This is a genomic window from Gaoshiqia sediminis, from assembly GCF_025907915.1.
Lineage (GTDB): Bacteria > Bacteroidota > Bacteroidia > Bacteroidales > Prolixibacteraceae > Gaoshiqia > Gaoshiqia sediminis.
Map to the genome: position 1 here is coordinate 100,732 of NZ_JAPAAF010000010.1, position 19,414 is coordinate 120,145.

Annotated in this window: 17 protein-coding genes; 11 read left to right on the forward strand and 6 right to left on the reverse strand. The window is 48.9% G+C overall.

Annotation, left to right across the window (positions count from 1 at the left end; all coding sequences use genetic code 11):
• The first annotated feature begins 3 nt into the window (after window positions 1–3).
• The 5 genes from N2K84_RS09470 (at window position 4) to N2K84_RS09490 (ending at window position 6,928) form a co-directional block, all read left to right on the forward strand.
• Window positions 4–1,107 (forward strand): gamma-glutamyl-gamma-aminobutyrate hydrolase family protein, encoded by a 1,104-nt coding sequence (locus tag N2K84_RS09470; RefSeq protein WP_282591559.1) that lies wholly within the window; start codon window positions 4–6, stop codon window positions 1,105–1,107.
• A gap of 62 nt (window positions 1,108–1,169) precedes the next feature.
• The gene (locus tag N2K84_RS09475; RefSeq protein WP_282591560.1) at window positions 1,170–2,744 is read left to right on the forward strand and encodes a peptide chain release factor 3; all 1,575 of its coding nucleotides are present in this window, start codon (window positions 1,170–1,172) and stop codon (window positions 2,742–2,744) included.
• 46 nt (window positions 2,745–2,790) lie between these two features.
• Window positions 2,791–3,366: a DUF2179 domain-containing protein gene (locus N2K84_RS09480; protein ID WP_282591561.1), complete on the forward strand. Its 576-nt coding sequence runs from the start codon at window positions 2,791–2,793 to the stop codon at window positions 3,364–3,366.
• A 197-nt stretch (window positions 3,367–3,563) separates the two neighbouring features.
• A complete protein-coding gene (locus tag N2K84_RS09485) occupies window positions 3,564–4,733 on the forward strand; it encodes a phosphoglycerate dehydrogenase (RefSeq protein ID WP_282591562.1) in 1,170 nt (389 codons plus the stop codon).
• 161 nt (window positions 4,734–4,894) lie between these two features.
• Window positions 4,895–6,928, forward strand: coding sequence for a transketolase family protein (locus tag N2K84_RS09490; protein ID WP_282591563.1), 2,034 nt, complete (start codon window positions 4,895–4,897; stop codon window positions 6,926–6,928).
• 65 nt (window positions 6,929–6,993) lie between these two features.
• Here the strand turns inward: N2K84_RS09490 and N2K84_RS09495 are convergent, their stop codons facing one another.
• Together N2K84_RS09495 and N2K84_RS09500 are read right to left on the reverse strand one after the other, a co-directional pair.
• Window positions 6,994–7,761: an SGNH/GDSL hydrolase family protein gene (locus N2K84_RS09495; protein WP_282591564.1), complete on the reverse strand. Its 768-nt coding sequence runs from the start codon at window positions 7,759–7,761 to the stop codon at window positions 6,994–6,996.
• Window positions 7,758–8,306 (reverse strand): AAA family ATPase, encoded by a 549-nt coding sequence (locus tag N2K84_RS09500; RefSeq protein ID WP_282591565.1) that lies wholly within the window; start codon window positions 8,304–8,306, stop codon window positions 7,758–7,760. Before N2K84_RS09500 ends, N2K84_RS09495 begins: the two co-directional genes overlap by 4 nt.
• Before the next feature lie 256 nt (window positions 8,307–8,562).
• Between N2K84_RS09500 and N2K84_RS09505 the strand changes: the two genes are divergently transcribed.
• Window positions 8,563–10,071, forward strand: coding sequence for a tagaturonate reductase (locus N2K84_RS09505; protein WP_282591566.1), 1,509 nt, complete (start codon window positions 8,563–8,565; stop codon window positions 10,069–10,071).
• A gap of 32 nt (window positions 10,072–10,103) precedes the next feature.
• The gene (locus N2K84_RS09510; protein WP_282591567.1) at window positions 10,104–11,591 is read left to right on the forward strand and encodes a UxaA family hydrolase; all 1,488 of its coding nucleotides are present in this window, start codon (window positions 10,104–10,106) and stop codon (window positions 11,589–11,591) included.
• A 110-nt stretch (window positions 11,592–11,701) separates the two neighbouring features.
• Here the strand turns inward: N2K84_RS09510 and N2K84_RS09515 are convergent, their stop codons facing one another.
• On the reverse strand, window positions 11,702–12,889 hold the full coding sequence (locus tag N2K84_RS09515; protein ID WP_282591568.1) for an FprA family A-type flavoprotein: 1,188 nt from the start codon (window positions 12,887–12,889) through the stop codon (window positions 11,702–11,704).
• Window positions 12,890–13,050: 161 nt separating this feature from the next.
• Here N2K84_RS09515 and mltG point away from each other — a divergent pair, with 161 nt between their 5' ends.
• From mltG to N2K84_RS09535, 4 genes are all read left to right on the forward strand, one after another.
• On the forward strand, window positions 13,051–14,112 hold the full coding sequence (mltG, locus tag N2K84_RS09520) for an endolytic transglycosylase MltG (RefSeq protein WP_282591569.1): 1,062 nt from the start codon (window positions 13,051–13,053) through the stop codon (window positions 14,110–14,112).
• 274 nt (window positions 14,113–14,386) lie between these two features.
• A complete protein-coding gene (locus N2K84_RS09525) occupies window positions 14,387–14,908 on the forward strand; it encodes a hypothetical protein (RefSeq protein ID WP_282591570.1) in 522 nt (173 codons plus the stop codon).
• Window positions 14,909–14,945: 37 nt separating this feature from the next.
• Window positions 14,946–15,599 carry an HAD family hydrolase gene (locus N2K84_RS09530; RefSeq protein ID WP_282591571.1) on the forward strand — a complete coding sequence of 218 codons (654 nt, stop codon included), beginning with the start codon at window positions 14,946–14,948 and terminating at the stop codon, window positions 15,597–15,599.
• 139 nt (window positions 15,600–15,738) lie between these two features.
• Window positions 15,739–16,269 (forward strand): hypothetical protein, encoded by a 531-nt coding sequence (locus tag N2K84_RS09535; protein ID WP_282591572.1) that lies wholly within the window; start codon window positions 15,739–15,741, stop codon window positions 16,267–16,269.
• A gap of 42 nt (window positions 16,270–16,311) precedes the next feature.
• Here N2K84_RS09535 and N2K84_RS09540 read toward each other — a convergent pair whose 3' ends face one another.
• The 3 genes from N2K84_RS09540 to N2K84_RS09550 form a co-directional block, all read right to left on the reverse strand.
• The gene (locus N2K84_RS09540; RefSeq protein ID WP_282591573.1) at window positions 16,312–17,172 is read right to left on the reverse strand and encodes an alpha/beta hydrolase; all 861 of its coding nucleotides are present in this window, start codon (window positions 17,170–17,172) and stop codon (window positions 16,312–16,314) included.
• A 143-nt stretch (window positions 17,173–17,315) separates the two neighbouring features.
• Entirely contained in the window at window positions 17,316–18,500 is a 1,185-nt protein-coding gene (locus N2K84_RS09545) for a formylglycine-generating enzyme family protein (RefSeq protein ID WP_282591574.1), read from the reverse strand.
• 127 nt (window positions 18,501–18,627) lie between these two features.
• Window positions 18,628–19,407, reverse strand: a complete 780-nt coding sequence (locus N2K84_RS09550; RefSeq protein WP_282591575.1) for an MBL fold metallo-hydrolase — start codon at window positions 19,405–19,407, stop codon at window positions 18,628–18,630.
• Window positions 19,408–19,414 lie beyond the last annotated feature (7 nt).

Below are 19,414 nucleotides of genomic sequence, written 5' to 3' on the forward strand. Positions count from 1 at the left end.
CTTATGAGAGAAAGAAGAATCTTCCTGCAATTCTTGTTGATCTTTAGCTTTTTATTTTCCGTTGATGGAATTGGTCAGAATTTTTTCAATACCGATTACGATCCGGCCAAAACCTACATCCTGATGACCAATCCTACTGTTGAGAACATCGAAAAGGTGCGTTACTTATTGGATAAACACCTGTTGTTTGTGGGCGAAACCGAGTTCATCGGCGTTTATTTTTATGCCGAACGATACGATTACTCACAGTCAATCAGGCACATCCGCGACAACAACCTGGAAAAATTCCATTTACAACGCCTCACCGGTACGCTAACTGCGGAGAATGTATTTGAGACGAATGATTTTACCAACAATTTCGACATCATGTTCGGCCAAACGAAAGGTATTTTCCTGTTCGACGGCCCCGATATCCAACCGGAGATTTACGGCGAAGAGAAAAAATTTGCCGATGTTACCGATCCCCAGCGGCATTTATTTGAGGTTTCGTTTGTTTTCCACCTGCTGGGAAGCAGCAAAAACCCGAACTACACCCCGTTTTTGGAACGCAACCCCAAATATTTTGTCATCGGTTTCGGGCTGGGCATGCAAACCATGAACGTAGCCACCGGCGGCACACTTATTCAGGATATTCCCGCTGAACTTTACCAGGCAACCATCCACCAGGATATTGTCCAGCTCGATCAGGACAACCTGCACCGCAACTACTGGCAGGAAATTTTCGACAACCCGCAACTGATGCAGATCAGCTTTCACCCGCTAAGGCTCGAACTTAACGGCTTTTTCATGAAAGAAGTGAAATGGAAATCAAACATTTCGCCACCGGTATTGAGCGCACACCACCAATCGGTGGAGAACCTGAGCGAGGCGTGGGAAGTTACGGCGCGGTCCATGGACGGGAAAGTTATCGAGGGCATTCGCCACACAAAATACCCAAACGTATTTGGCACCCAGTTCCTTCCAACGGAACCCGGCTTATACGAACAGCGCGGGCAATACAAATTTTCGCCACGCGATGTGCTGCAAAGTTATTTTGAGCGCACCGGCAAGGACGGTGTAAAATTTCACAAACGGTTCTGGAAACGCGTTTCGAAAGCACTGAATTAATCCATTTGCCAAATCAGTCTTTTTCTTCAAAAAGTGCTACTTTTGCAGCTCAAATTTTCAATATGGGCTTTTTAGAAGAAATTAAACGCAGACGCACGTTTGGAATTGTCAGTCACCCCGATGCCGGGAAAACCACGCTCACCGAGAAATTACTGCTTTTTGGCGGGGCCATTCGTGTGGCCGGCGCTGTGAAAAGCAATAAAATCAAAAAAGGGGCAACTTCCGACTTTATGGAAATTGAACGTCAGCGCGGGATTTCAGTAGCCACTTCGGTAATGGGCTTTGAGTACCGTGGTTACAAGGTGAACATTCTGGACACCCCGGGGCACCAGGATTTCCAGGAAGACACGTTCCGTACGCTCACGGCTGTTGACAGTGTAATCATTGTGATTGATGCGGCCAAGGGAGTTGAACCGCAAACCGAAAAGCTCATGAGTGTTTGCCGGATGCGAAAAACGCCCGTGATCGTGTTCATCAACAAACTCGACCGTCCCGCCCGCGACACCTTTACCCTGCTGGATGAGATTGAAGAACAGTTGAAAATCAAAACCCGTCCGTTGAGCTGGCCCATTAACAGTGGCGCCGATTTCAAGGGCGTTTACAATATTTACAAGCGTAGCCTGAACCTGTTCAACCCCAGTGTACAAGAAATTGAAAAGGGCTTCCTGTTTGAAGACATCCTGGATCCGGAACTGGAAAAACATATTGGCGACGACGCGCATACCCTGCGCGAAGAACTGGAACTGGTGGAAGGTGTTTATCCGGAATTTGAAGCCGAAGAATACCTGAACGGAGAACTTGCCCCCGTGTTTTTCGGGAGCGCCCTTTACAACTTCGGTGTGCAGGAATTGCTCGACGCGTTTGTGGAGATCGCCCCCAGCCCGCGCCCAAGTTTTACCGAAGAACGGGAAGTGAATCCCGAGGAAGATGGGTTCACTGGCTTCGTGTTCAAGATCCACGCAAATATCGACCCCAACCACCGCAGCCGTATTGCCTTTGTGAAGGTGTGTTCCGGAAAATTTGAACGCAACAACGTTTACAAACACATCCGTTCCGGAAAAAACATCCGCATCTCGAGCCCAACGGCATTCATGGCGGCCCAGAAAGAAGTGATCGACGACGCTTATCCGGGCGACATCATCGGGGTGCCCGATACCGGCAACTTCATCATCGGCGACACCATCACCTCCGGCGAGGATGTTCATTTTAAAGGACTCCCCAGCTTCAGCCCCGAACTGTTCCGCTTCATCGAAAATGCCGATCCGATGAAATCCAAGCAACTGGCCAAAGGGGTCGATCAGTTAATGGAAGAAGGCGTTGCCCAGCTGTTTACCAGTCAGTTTAATGGCCGGAAAATTATCGGAACCGTGGGCCAGCTTCAGTTCGAAGTTATTCAGTACCGCCTGGAACACGAATACAACGCTAAATGCCGGTTCGAAAATATGCCCATGCACAAGGCCTGCTGGATTGAATGTGCCGACAAAAAAGTATTGACCGAATTTAAGAAACGGAAACATCAAAAAATGGCCGTTGACAAACGTGGCCGGGATGTCTTTTTGGCCGATTCGCCGTTCATCCTTCAAATGGCACAGGATGAATTTAAGGACATCAAATTTCATTTCACCAGTGAGTTTTAATCCGCTGATATATTTCCTATATTCGTAGATAAACGAGCCGCTTACCATGGAAGAATTTTACCAAAGCGATCTGTTTTCATATCTGGTACTGCCACTCATGATTTTTGTTGCCCGGGTTAGCGATGTAACCATCGGGACCCTGCGCATTGTCATGGTGTCCAAAGGGCAAAAACTCATTGCACCCGTCCTTGGATTTTTCGAGGTAATCATCTGGCTGCTGGCTATGAGCAAGATCATTCAAAACATCGACAACTGGGTAGCTTATTTCGCCTACGGACTGGGATTTGCCGCAGGAAATTACATTGGCCTCATCCTCGAAGAAAAACTGGCCGTGGGCATTGTCCAACTGCAGATCATCACCCGGGCCAATGCCGATAACCTGATTGCGAAGCTCAAAGCCCGGGGCTACGGCATTACCTACCACGAAGCCCATGGAGCTACCGAGAAAGTCGGCGTCATTTATTCCATCATCAAACGGGCCGACATTAAGCCGGTCATCGAAATCATTCGCACCTACAATCCCAACGCCTTCTACTCCATTGAAGATGTGAAGTTTGTCAGCAAAGGCGTTCAATCCACTGCCAAGCCCCTGCCCCTGCAACGCTGGCGAAAGGGTAAATAGTCAATTTAACAAGCTGCATCCAACAAAAACACCCGGGTTCAACATCCCGTTTTCGTAACATGAATTTAATGTTAGCAGTGTTTCGAATCGTTAAAAAAAGGGAGGCTTTGCTTACCATTTCTTAAATAAAATTGTGATCTTTGTCACACTTTTATACTTCTCATTATTAAAGGCACTATACAAAAATTTATAAACACATGTTTAAGATTCAGACCTTAAATAAGATTGATCCCGTCGGGCTAAAAAAGTTTCCGTTGGATCAGTACGAAATTGCCAGTGAGTTTCAAAACCCGGATGCGATTATTGTCAGAAGCCAGTCGATGCACGACATGGAACTGCCCAAAAGCTTAAAAGCGATTGCCCGCGCCGGTGCCGGTGTAAACAACATTCCTATTGACAAATGCACGGAAAAAGGCATTGTGGTGTTCAATACGCCCGGAGCCAATGCTCACGCGGTAAAAGAACTGGCCCTGGCCGGTTTGCTGTTGTCGTCGCGCGGCATTGCCCAATCCATTGAATGGGCTAAAACACTGGTTGGCAAGGGCGATGAAGTTCCTGCGCTGGTGGAAGCCGGCAAGAAAAATTTTGGCGGCAACGAAATCCGCGGAAAAACCCTTGCCGTTATTGGCCTGGGAGCCATTGGCGTGCTGATTGCCAACGCCGCACAAGCGCTCGGAATGGACGTAATTGGCTACGACCCGTACATTTCGGTGAAACAAGCCTGGAAACTAAGCCGCAACGTGAAACGCGCCGAAGGTATTGAAGTATTGCTCTCGCAAGCCGACTATGTGACCATCAACATCCCGCAAACAGCCGAAACCAAAGGCTACATCAACAAAGACAAAATCAAGATGATGAAGCCCGGTGTTCGCATCATGAATTTTGCCCGTGGTGGACTGGTAAACTCAGCCGACATGAAAGAAGCGCTTGAATCGGGTAAAGTGGGTTGCTACGTGACTGATTTCCCGGACGAGGAAACCTTGAAAATGAAAAACGTAATCGCAATTCCCCACCTGGGCGCATCTACCGAAGAATCGGAAACCAACTGTGCAGTGATGGCCGTTGATCAGGTTCGCGACTATCTGGAAAAAGGGAACATCGTAAACTCGGTGAACTTCCCCGAAGCAGAAATGGAGCGCAACGGTGGCCCGCGTTTGGTTATTGCCAATAAAAACGTGCCCAAAATGGTCAGTCAAATTTCGAGCCTGCTGGCTTCCGAAGAACTGAACATTGCCAACATGCTCAATAAAAATAAAGCGGACATTGCCTACAATATAATTGATATCGACGGCCCTGTTCCTTCAAATGAATTGGCTGAAAAGCTGTTAGCCATTGAAGGTGTCATCATGGTCCGCATACTTCCGTAATAAAATCAGACAATGAAAAACATCGATACCGGTATATGTTAAGCCTTTGCGAAACTTACCGGTATCTTTTTTTCAGCAAGTCTTTATCTGGAAATTATTTTATTTTTGCAACCGATGTCTTAAAATCGAAAGATTAATTCTGGCAAAAAATTTTAAAAATCATGAGTAACAAGTTGATTGAAAAGGCAGCAGACAATGTACGAATCCTGTCGGCTGCAATGGTTGAGAAAGCAAAATCGGGCCATCCTGGTGGTGCCATGGGCGGAGCTGATTTTGTAAGTGTTTTATATTCGGAATTCCTGAACTACGATCCGAGCGACATGACCTGGATGAATCGCGACCGGTTTTTCCTGGATCCCGGACACATGTCGCCAATGTTGTACTCCATCCTGGCCATGACCGGCAATTACAACATGGACGACCTGAAGAATTTCCGCCAATGGGAAAGCGTAACCCCGGGTCACCCCGAAGTGGATGCCTCCCGCGGTGTTGAAAACACATCCGGACCGCTTGGACAAGGTCATACGATGGCTGTAGGTGCTGCCATTGCCGAACGTTTCCTGACCCAGCGTTTTGGAGAATGGATGTCGCATAAAATTTACACCTTCATCTCGGATGGCGGTGTACAGGAAGAAATTTCGCAGGGAGCGGGCCGCATTGCCGGATACCTTGGACTGAGCAACCTGATCATGTTCTACGACTCGAACGACATTCAGCTCTCAACCGAAACCAATGAGGTAACCGCCGAAGATACGGCCAAAAAATACGAAGCCTGGGGCTGGAATGTGATCACCATAGAGGGCAACAATGTGGAGCAGATCCGCTCGGCCCTGAAAGCTGGCAACGCCGAAACCGAAAAGCCAACCCTGATCATCGGTAAAACGATCATGGGAAAAGGCGCGGTTACAGCTACCGGCGAAAACTACGAACGCAAATGCGCAACCCACGGTATGCCACTTGGTGAAGCCGGTGCATCCCTGGAGAAATCCATACAGAACCTGGGCGGAGATCCTGAAAACCCATTCGTCATTTTCGACGATGTGCAGGAACTGTTCAACAAACGCAAAGAAGAGTTGGTGAAAGCCGCTGCCACCAAAAAAGCAGCCCAGGCCGAATGGGCTAAAGCCAATCCGGAGTTGGCAGCCAAACTGGATACTTTCTTCTCGAAAGAAGCTCCGGCATTCGACTTCGACAAAATTGAACAAAAAGCAGGCTCAGCTACCCGCGCAGCCTCATCAACTGTATTGGCAGCCTTTGCCGGTAATGTTGAAAACATGATCGTTGCTTCGGCCGACTTGTCGAACTCCGACAAAACCGATGGCTTCCTGAAAAAAACCAAAGCCTTCACCAAAGGTGACTTCAGTGGCGCTTTCCTTCAAGCCGGTGTTTGCGAGCTTACCATGGCTTGTTTGATGAATGGTATGGCCCTGCACGGCGGCGTTATCCCGGTTTGCGGTACCTTCTTCGTGTTCTCCGACTATATGAAACCTGCCGTACGTTTGGCTGCCCTGATGCAACTTCCGGTAAAATACGTGTGGACACACGATGCTTTCCGGGTAGGCGAAGACGGCCCGACCCACCAGCCGGTTGAGCAGGAAGCCCAAATCCGCCTGATGGAAAAACTGAAAAACCACCATGGCCAAAACTCCATGCTGGTACTGCGTCCTGCCGATGCCGACGAAACAACCGTGGCCTGGAAACTGGCCCTCGAAAATACATCGGCTCCAAGCGCCCTGATTTTGTCGCGTCAGAACATCAAAAACCTGCCGTCAAAAGCCAGCCGCTACGAGGAAGCTTTGCAAGCTGAAAAAGGAGCTTATATTGTTACCGACTGCGAAGGCACTCCGGATGTGATCCTGCTGGCCAGCGGCTCGGAAGTGAGCACCCTGGTGGCCGGGGCCGAAATACTGGAAAAAGAAGGCGTAAAATGCCGCATCGTTTCGGTTCCTTCGGAAGGACTGTTCCGCAGCCAAAGCAAAGCATACCAGGAATCGGTACTTCCTGCCGGTGTAAAAAAATTCGGTATGACAGCCGGATTGCCTGTCACGCTGGAAGGGTTGGTAGGCGCCGACGGTACCGTGTTTGGTATGGAATCATTCGGGTTCTCTGCTCCTTACACCGTTTTGGACGAGAAACTGGGTTTCACCGGTCAAAACGTGTACAACCAGGTGAAAGAACTATTGGTATTAGCATAATTCGCAATTGCTACCTACATAAAAAGGCCGGAAATTCCGGCCTTTTCTATTTCTTGTTCACAGAGTTACCCGTTTACCACTTTCAGCCAGGCCTGGGCCATCAGCTGGGCGCCGGCCATCGACGGGTGAACGCCATCCGGGCACCAGTAGGCAGCAGGGGCATGCTTCAGCGCTTCTTTGAAGATAGCGTGATACGGCACAAACAAGGTGTTGAACTCCTCCGACAACTTTTTGGCTACCTGCCGGTAAGGTGCAAACTCTTCCTGCCATCCGTCGCCGATAGCCTTCCCGCCATCCACCGAAAACGGCTCACAAATCACCAGCGTAACGCCGGGAAGTTCCTGTTGGGTGCGTTTCAATAAGGCCCTAAAGTCGCGTTCATATACCGCTACCGTTCCGTCGTAATGGCCGTTACGCTTATGCCAGTAATCATTCACACCGATTAAAATGCTCAGCACATTGGTTTTCAGGTCGATACAATCCGTTTGCCAGCGTTCATCCAACTGGAAAACTTTATGGCCGCTAATACCCCTGTTGTAAATGGTAAGCTGCTTTTCGGGGTACTGCTCCAGCAACGAAGCTGCTGTCATCAGCGCATATCCGTTGCCGAATGAGCCGGCATCGTTGGGTTTTTGCGCTTCTTTGTTCCGCCCGGCATCGGTGATGGAGTCGCCTTGAAATAAAACCACTCCGCCCGGGGTGAAAATTTGCGATGTTTTATTCTTTTTACTCTTTTCGGCCGGCAAGGTGGCCGACAAAATCATGGGCACACTGGCAACCCCGGCCACCTGCACGGCCGAGCGCCTGAGAAAATTTCGTCTTGAAAGGTTCATTTGTTTTGTAGTTTTAATTGATCTATAATAAATCGGGCGCGGCTTGCCGTATCCGTCAGCGGAAGCTCCGTCAATTGGTAACCGAGTTCCAGATACGTATCACAAATATACTGATGCAGCAAGCAAGCTTCTTCAAAATTTTCGTTCCGGGTTTGGTCTGTCGTGTAAATTTCGCGCCAAGGCGGCGCCACAAAAACAGTTTCAGCATAACGGTACAAGCGGGCGCTTTTCCAAAGCAAGGCCGAAGGCTCGAAGCCCCGAAAACGGGCAAAAGCCAACTGGTCGGGAATGGCACGGTCGCAAAAGGCTAGTTCATGCTCGCCTACCGACTGGTAAAACCCAATCCGCCGGTTTAAAATTTCGCTCTGAAAAGCTTTAATGTTTTTCCAGGGCAGCATATCCCCTCCCGATTGCAGCTGCTGCTGAATCAGTTCGCGGGCAAATTCGCTGCCTGTCCGATAGCCCAGGTTCGCAAGCTCCCGAATCGTTTGGGTTTTGCCAAAGCCTGGCCCACCTGAAATTACAGAGATGTTTTGTTTCAACATTTTACAATAAGAAACACCTAATTTAATGAATTCAGACTTCTGCCAAAAACCCAATTTAAAATTAATATTAAAATTTTCGGAAGCCCCTACACAACACATTGAACTATTGCCGTTTGCATTTTTTAACAGATTAACAAGAAACCGATCAAAAATATTTTTCATACATTTGCAGCGCTTATCGTGTGCGAACACGATTTTTTAAAATCAATTACCGTGTACGAAAACGGAAAGAATAAATTATTAATAAACCAAGATCATGAAACTAGACAGAACAAACGTAAAGAGCGCTGCAAAATATCCGACAAAGGTGCTGCAGTTTGGAGAAGGTAACTTTTTAAGAGCATTCGTTGATTGGATGATCCAAAAGATGAATAACGAAATCGGCTTCAATGCCGGTGTTGATGTGGTACAACCGCTGCCAACCGGAATGGTTGACCTGCTGAACAAACAAGACGGTTTGTACCATGTGTACCTGAAAGGGATCAAAAACGGTCAGCCTGTGAAGGAATACGAATTCATCCAGTGTATCAACCGGGGCATCAATCCGTACACCGAATTCGAAACCTACAAAGAAACTATCCTGAATCCGGAATTACGTTTTGTAGTATCGAATACCACCGAGGCAGGGATTAGCTGGGACGAAAACGACACCCTCGACATGCAACCGCAACAGTCGTTCCCCGGCAAAGTAACTGCTTTGCTTTACGAACGCTTCAAAGCCTTTAACGGCGCTGCCGACAAAGGGCTGATCTTTTTCACCTGCGAGCTGATCGATCGCAATGGCGATATGCTGAAAAAATACGTGCTGAAACATGCCGAAAGCTGGAACCTGGGCGCCGAATTCAAGCAATGGGTCGAAACCGCCTGCGCTTTCTGCAACACGCTGGTTGACCGCATTGTACCCGGATTTCCGAAAGACGATATCAAAGAAATTCAAGCCGAACTGGGCTACGAGGATAACCTGGTGGTTGTGGGCGAATATTTCCACCTGTGGGTGATTGAAGGCCCGGAATGGGTAGCCAAAGAGTTCCCCGCCGACAAAGCCGGCTTGGAAGTGAAATTTGTAAAAGACATGACCCGTTTCCGCGAACAAAAAGTAGCCGTTCTGAACGGATGCCACACCGGCAGCTACGCTGTTTCGTACCTGAGCGGCATTGAAACCGTACGCGAAGCATACGAACACCTCGAAGTAGGCGACTTTATGAAAGGCCTGGTGTACGACGAAGTACTCCCAGGACTGGACGGAACGGAAAAAGAACTGAAACAGTTCGCCAACAAAATCCTGGAACGTTTCTCCAACCCGTACATCCGCCACCTGTGGCAAAGTATTGCCCTAAATGCCATGTCGAAATGGGAAACCCGTAACCTGCCTTCGTTGCTCAACTTTGTAAATAACTACAACATGCTGCCACAAAAACTGGTTTTCTCGCTGGCTGCCATGATCGCCTATTTCAAAGGTGAAACCGAAGGGCAAAGTTACAACGTTCAAGATGACGAATGGATCCTCAATTTCTACCAAAAAGCCTGGGAAGAATGCGACGGACGGCCGATTTCGGTTTACCGCCTGGTAGAAAAAGTATTGGCGCTGGAAAAAGTTTGGAAACAGGATTTGAACCAAATCCCCAACCTGACCATCACCGTGAGCCACTACCTGTTCCTGATTCAGCAAGTGGGCATGAAACGCGCCATGAAAGCCGTTCTCAACGCCAAAAACCCCTTGATGAAAATGACCATTGAAGGTAAAGCAAAAGAAGCCGCTCAATAGCCGAACATATTCACGATTTATTACGCATATAAATGGCAAACTTTATTAAAATAAACCCGGCCGACAATGTCATCATCGCCTTGACCGACTTCACGAAGGGCGAAACCATTGACCTTGGCAGCCAACAACTGACACTTGCAAACGACGTTCCGCGAGGGCATAAAATTGCCTTGGTAAACATGGGCGAAGGTGAAAATGTCATCAAGTATGGCGCACCAATTGGCCATGCCACACAAGGCATTGCGGCAGGTGAGCACGTGCATGTGCACAACACCAAAACCAATTTGTCGGGAACCATTTGTTACGAATATACCCCCAAGTTGAACGAACTGCCCCATGCCGGCAAAAAGCTCACGTTCAAAGGATTTAAGCGGAGTAACGGCGAAGTGGGCATCCGCAACGAACTGTGGATTGTGCCCACAGTTGGCTGTGTAAACGGGCAGGCCGAGCAGATCATTTCCCGGTTCAAGGAAAATAATGATCCCACAGATATCGATAGCATCCACGTGTTTAAACACAGCTATGGCTGCTCTCAGCTGGGCGATGATCATACCAACACGCAAAAAGCGCTGGCCCAGCTCATCAACCACCCGAACGCCGGGGGTGTGCTGGTCCTTGGTTTGGGTTGCGAAAACAACCAGATCGATCATCTGAAAAAGTTCATTGGAGAATACGACCCCAAACGGGTTAAATTTTTAGTTGCTCAGGAAGTAGAAGATGAAGTAGAGGAAGGCCTGAAACTGTTTCAGGAGATTTATGGGCAAATGCGCCATGACCAGCGGGAGGAAGTCCCTCTCGCCAGCTTAAAAGTCGGGTTAAAATGTGGTGGTTCCGACGGTTTGTCCGGAATCACCGCCAACCCGTTGGTCGGCGAGTTCTCCGATTTTCTGGTGGCGCAGGGCGGAAGCACCATCCTGACAGAGGTGCCCGAAATGTTTGGCGCCGAGCACCTGCTGATGGAGCGTTGCGAAAGCACCGAAGTTTTCGGGAAGACCGTGCAAATGATCAATGGCTTCAAAGAATACTATTTGAGCCACAACCTGCCGGTTTACGAAAACCCGTCGCCCGGCAACAAAAGCGGTGGCATCACCACCCTCGAAGACAAATCGTTGGGCTGCACCCAAAAAGGTGGCGTTGCAACTGTAACCGACGTGCTGGCTTATGCCGAACCTATCAAAAAGAACGGCCTCAACTTGTTGAGCGCACCGGGCAACGATTTGGTAGCTGCGTCGGCGCTGGGTTTCAGCGGTTGCCAGATTGTGTTGTTTACAACAGGGCGCGGAACACCGTTTGGCAGTTTCGTTCCAACCATGAAAATTTCGACCAACACCGCCTTGTTTGAAAAGAAGTCCAACTGGATTGATTTTAACGCCGGTAGACTGGTTGAAGACCAAAGCATGGAAGAAACACTGAATGACTTCATCGAAGAAATCATTGCCGTGGCCGAAGGTAAAAAACTGAAACACGAACTGAGCGGATTCAAAGAAATTGCTATCTTTAAAACCGGAATTACCTTATAATTAAGATATCCCCTCGGGTTAGGGGTGGTTAGTAGTAATTGAGTAGTAGTAGTAAAAAAGCCATCCGGCATTCGCTGGATGGCTTTTGTTTTATGAAGGATTGCCCATGTTTAGCCCAACAATTTATCGGCCATGGCGTTGGCCAGTTCAATGCACTGTTCATATTTGTCTTTTTTCAGCGCTCCTTTTTCCTCTACCGGATCATACACCAGTTCCCATTTCACCGCTTCGGCAAACTTCATCAGGTTTTTCACGCCGCCGCCATTCCACGAGAAGTTGCCGAACACACCCAGGTAGTGATCTTTGATACCCATGTGCTCAATCTTGGTCAACAAGGTTTCCACGTTGGGGAACATGGCGTTGTTGTAAGCACAGCTGCCTACAATAAAGGCCTTATACTTGAAAATGTCGTTGATGATATAAGATGCATGCGTCTTCGATGCGTCATAAACGCGAATGTCCTTAATGCCCCGTTCCGAAAGCTGGCGGGCAATCACTTCAGCCATTTTTTGCGTGTTCCCGTACATCGAACCGTAAACCACCACCACACCATTTTCGGTAGTGTAGGTGCTCCACTTATTATAACGGCTCAACACCCAATCCAGGTTGGTGCGCCAGATAGGCCCATGTGTTGCCGCAATCATCCGAATATCCAGGGGTGCCAGCTTTTTGATGGCGCGCTGGGTGTGCGGACAGTACTTCCCGACAATGTTGGTGAAATAGCGCATGATTTCCTCTTCATAAAAGTCGAGGTTGATCTCATCGTCAAACACACCGCCATCCAAGGTGCCGAAACTGCCAAAAGCATCGCCCGCAAACAGGATTTTGTTGGTTTCTTCGTAGCTGATCATCGTTTCGGGCCAGTGAACCATCGGGATCATCTGAAACTGAAGCTTGTTTTTTCCCAGCTCCAGCACATCGTTATCGTTCACTTCCAAAATGTTGACCGGCTTCATGTAAAAGCTTTCCACGAACCCAAAGGTTTTTTTATTGCCCACCAGAATGATGTCGGGATATTTGGCCACAATGGCCCGTAAAGCGCCGGAATGGTCGGGCTCCATGTGGTTGATCACCAGATAATCAACCTTACGACCAGCCAGAATCGCATCGATATCCTCCAGGTAGTCGTCGATATATTGACGCTCAACGGTATCAATCAAGGCCACTTTTTCATCCACAATCAGATAGGAGTTGTAGGAAACTCCGTGCGGAATCGGCCAGATGTTTTCAAACAAATGGGTACGGCGGTCGTTATAACCTAAGTAATAGATGTTTTCAGCAAGTTTTACCTGATGCATATTTCTAGTTTTTTTTATGAATTTTCAGCACTCACGAAAATAGGTAATTTAGATTAAACCGATGTTGGCGGCTTGACTGAATCGGCTAAAAATTAAGGTAAAACTTACACCTGACCGGATTCGCAGAAAAGATTATTTTTGCAGGACAAAATTTTCGAAAAATGAACTTGAACACAAATAACCGGATTATGCTTTTCCCCAAGCTCAACAAACTGCTGATTGTGGTTTTTGCCATTGCCTTCATCCTGGCCGGGCTGCGGGGCTATCAACTTTTCAACTATGTGTTTGATGAAAATGTGAAAAACCCCGGAAGCATAACCATCCCCCACGATGCTAACTACGAACAGGTGCTCGATTCGATCCGGGCGATGGACATCCTGGAAAATGAAAAAGCATTCAGATGGGTGGCCAAAAAGAAAAACTACCCGGAAAGCATCAAGCCCGGGAAGTATGTTTTCGACAAAGGGATGAACACCAACTCGATGATCAACATGCTGAAAGCCGGTAACCAGAAACCAATTGCCATCACCTTCAACAACCTGCGTTTCATGGAAGAGCTGGCCGGAAAAGTGGCCAACTACATTGAACCGGACTCGACCGAACTGATCGCTTATTTCCGGGATTCGATCGTGATCAGCCGGATGGGCTTCGACGCCTATTCGTTTCATGCCATGTTTATCCCCAACACCTACGAAATATACTGGACCACCAGCCCGGAGCAGTTCACCGAACGCATGAAAGCAGAATACGACCGCTTTTGGAACAACGACCGCAAGGCAAAGGCCGAAGCGCTTGGCCTCTCGCCCATCGAGGTGATTACCCTCGCGTCCATTGTGCAGGAAGAAACCATCAAGGCCGACGAAAAACCCATCGTTGCCGGACTTTACATCAACCGCATCCGCAAAGGCATGTTGCTGCAGGCCGACCCGACCGTGAAATTCGCCCTGGGCGATTTTGGCATCAAGCGCATCCTGACCCGCCACCTCGAAATTGATTCGCCCTACAATACTTACAAATTTGCCGGACTTCCTCCCGGCCCCATCAATTTTCCGGAGATTTCGAGCATCGATGCCGTGTTGAACCCCAACGACAACAACTATCTGTACATGTGCGCCCGCGAAGACTTTTCGGGCTACCATAACTTTGCCCGCACCCTGCGCGAACACAACGCCAACGCCCAACGATACCGCCAGGCCCTCGACCAAAACCAGATCTGGCAGTAATCGACGGATGCCAAACTGATATTTACCCGTTAAGATTAGCAATTACTGATTAGCGATTTACGGTTTACGGTTTGCAGCAAAGGCGAAAAGCGAGCCCGGCCCAATGAACACAAATGACTAAATGACCAATTCCCCAATAACCAATGACCAATAACCAATTCCCTAATGACTAATTCCCGATCCCGCAACATCATTTAACAACGTTTCAAATTTGTTGGCTAAGATTAATTAATCTTAACACTCCGGCGAGCTAAGTTTGTATGAAAAAAACTGAATGAAACGTTTTTTTCTGCTAATCTCCCTGCTCCTGGCTCTTCCGGTCTTCGCCCTGGCCCAATCACCGGAACTCTTCGCGTTTGAAGGCTACCTGTTCAGCGAAGATTCTGTGCCGGTTGAAAACGCCTACCTGATCAACTACCGCAGCCTGAAAATTGTAGCCACCGATAGTACCGGCTACTTCAAAACGTTTGTCCAGCAAGGCGATTCGCTGATGATCAACCACCTCACCCTGTCACCTAAAGTCGTTCATGCGCACGCTGGAAAAGCAAAAAATAACCTCATCTGCGTCTCTTACCGCACCTACCTGATCAAGCCGGTTGTCGCTATGGATTATGCCATTCAAATGAAACACTTTGAGAAAAACATGAAACTGCTTTACCAACAACTCGCCAGGCTGGGCTACCACGCCCCGGCCCGATCGAGCTCTTATGGCAACCCGTACAACCCCGATGCCGTTAATCCCGGGGTAAGTTTAAACATCAGTGAACTCATCCGCTTGATCAAAAAGAAGAAATAATCGTATCTTTCGTCCTGCAACGTTATAACCTAAACCCATGAACCGGAAAGCGCTGATCTTCGATTTTAACGGCACCCTTCTGTGGGACACGCCATTACACAACAATGCCTGGGACCTTTTTCTCCAAAACCACCAAATATCGCTTACCGATCTTGAGAAAAACGAAAAGATACACGGGAAAAACAACCGCGATATCTTCCCGGCCATCTTCAACAAAGAGCTGGATGAAGCAACAATAAAACAGTTTGTCAACGAAAAAGAAAACCTGTACCGGCAACTGGTAATCGAAAGCCAGCTGCAACTTGCCCTTGGGGCAACATTACTTTTTGAACAGCTCGCAGAACGTCAAATTCCCTTTACCATCGCCACGGCCTCGGGCATCGACAACCTTCGTTTTTATATTGAACGATACCAGCTGGACCAATGGTTCGATATCGAAAAGATTGTTTACGACGATGGCACCCTGGCGGGAAAACCAGCCCCCGACTATTTTCTGAAAGCGATGCAAAAACTGAACGTGAAGGCCGCCGACAGCATCATTTTCGAAGACTCGTTTGCCGGGATCAAAGCCGCAGAGAACGCCCGGGCAGGCCAAATTATCATCGTCAACTCCACCGGGGCCGATTACAGCAACTACCCCCACCCATGCATGACCGACTTCTGCCAGTTCGATCCGGTCCGGCTATGCTAAGCCAGGCCATATGTTCCAATAGCCATCTTTTTAAGCAGAAAAAGAACCAACCAGCCCCAAATCCTCGTATGAATAGAAGTGGGACTAAAATAACAACCAATAAAAAAGCTCACGTTTTGGATAACCTTAAAGAATAAATATGAAGTTTTTAGCCTCCATTACCGTCATTCTATTCCTGGCGCTGGGTTTGCGGGCACAGGAAAGCAAGTCAGGCACCATTGTGTTCGAAGGTTTTCTGATGACCGAAGATTCCATTCCCCTGGAAAATGCCCTGCTGATAAATTACCGGACCTATAAAATGATCAAAACCAACCAATCGGGCTACTTCAAAACTTCACTAAGCGAAGGGGACTCGCTGATGATCAACCATGTGTCCATGATACCTCAAATTGTGCTGGCCAACCGAAGAAAAGCGGAAGAAAACAAAATCCTGGTGGCCTACCGGACCTATTTGCTGGACCCGATGACCACCACCAACTACGAAAAAGAACAAGGGTATTTGGAGGAAACAACAAAACAAATCAAAGCCGAAATTGAGGAGCAAATCCTGATCGACCCGAATAAGCGAACAGGCAACGACAACCAATACGACGATGACGAGCAAAATCCGGGAGCCACCATTATCCGGATCAGCCCAAAAACCAAAAAGAAAGAACTCCCCAAAGATTAACAGGTATGGGAAAGGAGGCCGTTTAAAGCCTCCTTTCTGCTATCAATACTGATGAAATGCATCTGAGATAAACGAAAGTACCGCGGGCAACGACTCGCGCCAATAGGTCCAGCTATGTCCCCCCTGCCGGATGCGGAACTCGTGGGGGATTTCCTTTTTGCGCATCGCAATATGCACCAGCGAGTTTCCTTCATACAAGAAATCATCGTCGCCACAATCGATGTACCAGCGCACGGCCTTTTTCCGGTCGTCGGGCATGTTTTCAATCAGGGACAGGGCGCTGTGCTGCCGGTAATAGGCTTCAATTTCGGTGTCGGTTGCACCGGTATCGCCCCAACGTTCGAAATAGCTGCGGGCATCGGCCGGCGAAACCGGGCCGGTAGCCGCACTCAACGGACAGGCCGATGAAAACAGTTCGGGATGGTGCAGCGCGTACATAAAGGTACCCCCGCCCCCCATCGACAAACCGGCAATGGCGCGGAAACGTTTCTCGCCTTTTATGCGGTATGTTTTTTCAATGTAGGGCATCAGCTCGTTGAAGAAAAAATCTTCGTACAGCCAATCCCCTTTGATGCTGTTGAAATACCCGCGTCGCCCGGTATTGGCATCGGGCATCACAATAATCATGGCTGTGGCCATCCCTTCGGCAATCGCCTTGTCGGCCATAAGCTGCACTTCACCAAACTGCACCCAGCCGGTCTGGTCGTCACCAGCGCCGTGCAGCAGGTACAATACCGGATAGCTGCGTTCCGAGGTTTCGTAGCCTGGCGGGAGATAAATCGCATACTTGCGCTCCATGTTCAGGATTTTACTGGAGACCGACAGATTGTCGAAAACTTTGCTGGTTTGTGCCAGCAGGGAAGCAGAAAAAAGCAAAAAGAAGGCCAAAAAGAATGTTCTCATAACGTGTAACAGGTTAGTTGGTTAATGAGGATAAAGTTATTATTTCGTTCCCCATTAACAAAACACCTGAGTTACATTTCACCGATAAAAACGCTCTTCACGGTCATATGCTATTTCAGTCTTAAAACATGCAGTAGTTGGTATTATCGAACCGAAACCACACAACGGAAGCCGGTGTGATCCAGTCCGGTATCCCAGCTGGTTTTCATACGGGCCGACACCCGGAAGCCCGAGCAATACTGATCGGTACAGAGAAACGATCCTCCACGTACCACCCGTTGCTGTGAAAAAGGTTCGTCCGGATCATACGAATCCGACGGACCTTTGGGATCGGTTACCAATCCGGTACGATCACACACCTTATAATAATCCGCACGGTACCAGTCGCTGCACCATTCCCACACATTGCCGGCCATATCATATAACCCATACCCATTAGGGGTGAACGACATCACGGGAGCTGTCCGGTAATATTTATCCCGTTCGGTGTTCTTATCGGGGAAATGGCCTTGCCAGCTATTGGCTTTCACCCCACCCTGGTCGATGGGTTGGTTTCCCCATGGGTAGATGGCTGCTGCCAATCCTCCGCGAGCAGCGTATTCCCACTCGGCCTCGGTGGGCAAACGCTTGCCAGCCCAGATGGCGTAGGCCATCGCATCCTCCCAGGACACATGCACCACCGGATGGTTTTCTTTTCCGTTTACCGAACTGCCCGGCCCCTGCGGATGGCGCCAGTTGGCCCCGGCAACCCATTTCCACCAGGCAGCAGCATTGTTTAGCGCAACCGGATAGGCAGGTGGCGAAAATACAAGTGAGGCCGCCACCAACACACTATCGGGCGGAGGCATGGTTCCTGGCGGGAGCTGTTTTTTCATTTCTTCCCAGTCGGGCTTACGCTCGGCCGTGGTCACATAACCGGTAGCTTTCACAAACTCATCAAACTCGGCATTGGTCACCTCATGACGATCCATGTAAAATGACGAAACCTCCACCTCGTGCAGCGGAAATTCATCGGCCCGACCCCAAATCGAATCGCCGCCCATTGTGAAACGACCACCAGGAATAAAAACCATATTTTCGTCGGGCAACAATTTTTCGGATCCTTCCGTCCTGAAACCCGGATCGCCGGCAACTGCTGCAAACCGATCCGGCAAGCTACCGGAGCAGCAGGCCAGCGTGTCGGCATTCATAACCGGTTGGTTATGATGAATCGCAGCACTTTGGGGTTGTTTGTGGCGGATTTGGCAACTACCTGTGGCTATCGCCAACATCAGCAAGATAACTGTTACAGGCTTCTTTGGGGACCAATCTGATTTTTTCCTGTTCATGCGAAAGAGGGTTGGAATGATTAATTCAAATCAGAAGAACAATAATGGCCCATAGAGGTTCAATACCCCCTTCAGGAAAAGGCATTCAGTAGAGATCCTTTTACCGCAGATCGTATTGGAAAATAAATCAAAAATCGATGATCTCAGCCTCCATCGGCAAAATAACTTCCAAGCCTGTCATTACCCTTTCATGGAAAATATTTCGAATAGCTGCCTCGTCCCAGGCGGGATTCAGGTGCACCGGCACCAGCTTTTTCACGGCTGCCTGATGCATCATGTCAAGCACTTCGGGGTACGAGCAATGAATTTTGGGAGTGCCGGGCTTGGCGGCCGCTTCATCGCCGGTCATCCACACTTCATGCAAAACCAGCTGCGAGCCCCGGATAAATTCCACCACCCGGGGGTCGGGAACCGTATCGGTGATATACGAAATGGTTCGATCTATTTTTATCCCCACGCTGCCGCCGCCGTGCTTCAAGCGCATAAATTCAAGTAAATGGCCCTCAATCTCCAACCGGGCTTGCGTTATTTCAATGAGTTGGCTGAACCCGGGAAAATCGGTCATGCTCAGCGAAAAGAACGGCGGATTTAAAAACGTATGGATCACGCCGGGTCCATCGACATCCGAAAAAGGCGGGGACGGCACATACAAATTAAACTTCGTATGGGGCAAAACTCCGGCCAGATAGGGCAATCCCGTGATATGGTCGAGGTGGTAATGGGATAGCAGGATGTGCACCATTTCATATTTCGCCACCAGCGCGGCCAACTTTTCCTCCTTCAGCCGGGCCAGCCCCGTTCCGGCATCCAGGATAAACATACTGCGCTCGTCGTACAGCAAAAACGACATGGTATGCCTGCCAAAGGAAGGGTAAAAACCGCGGGTGCCCAATGGAATTATCTTCATACGTCGT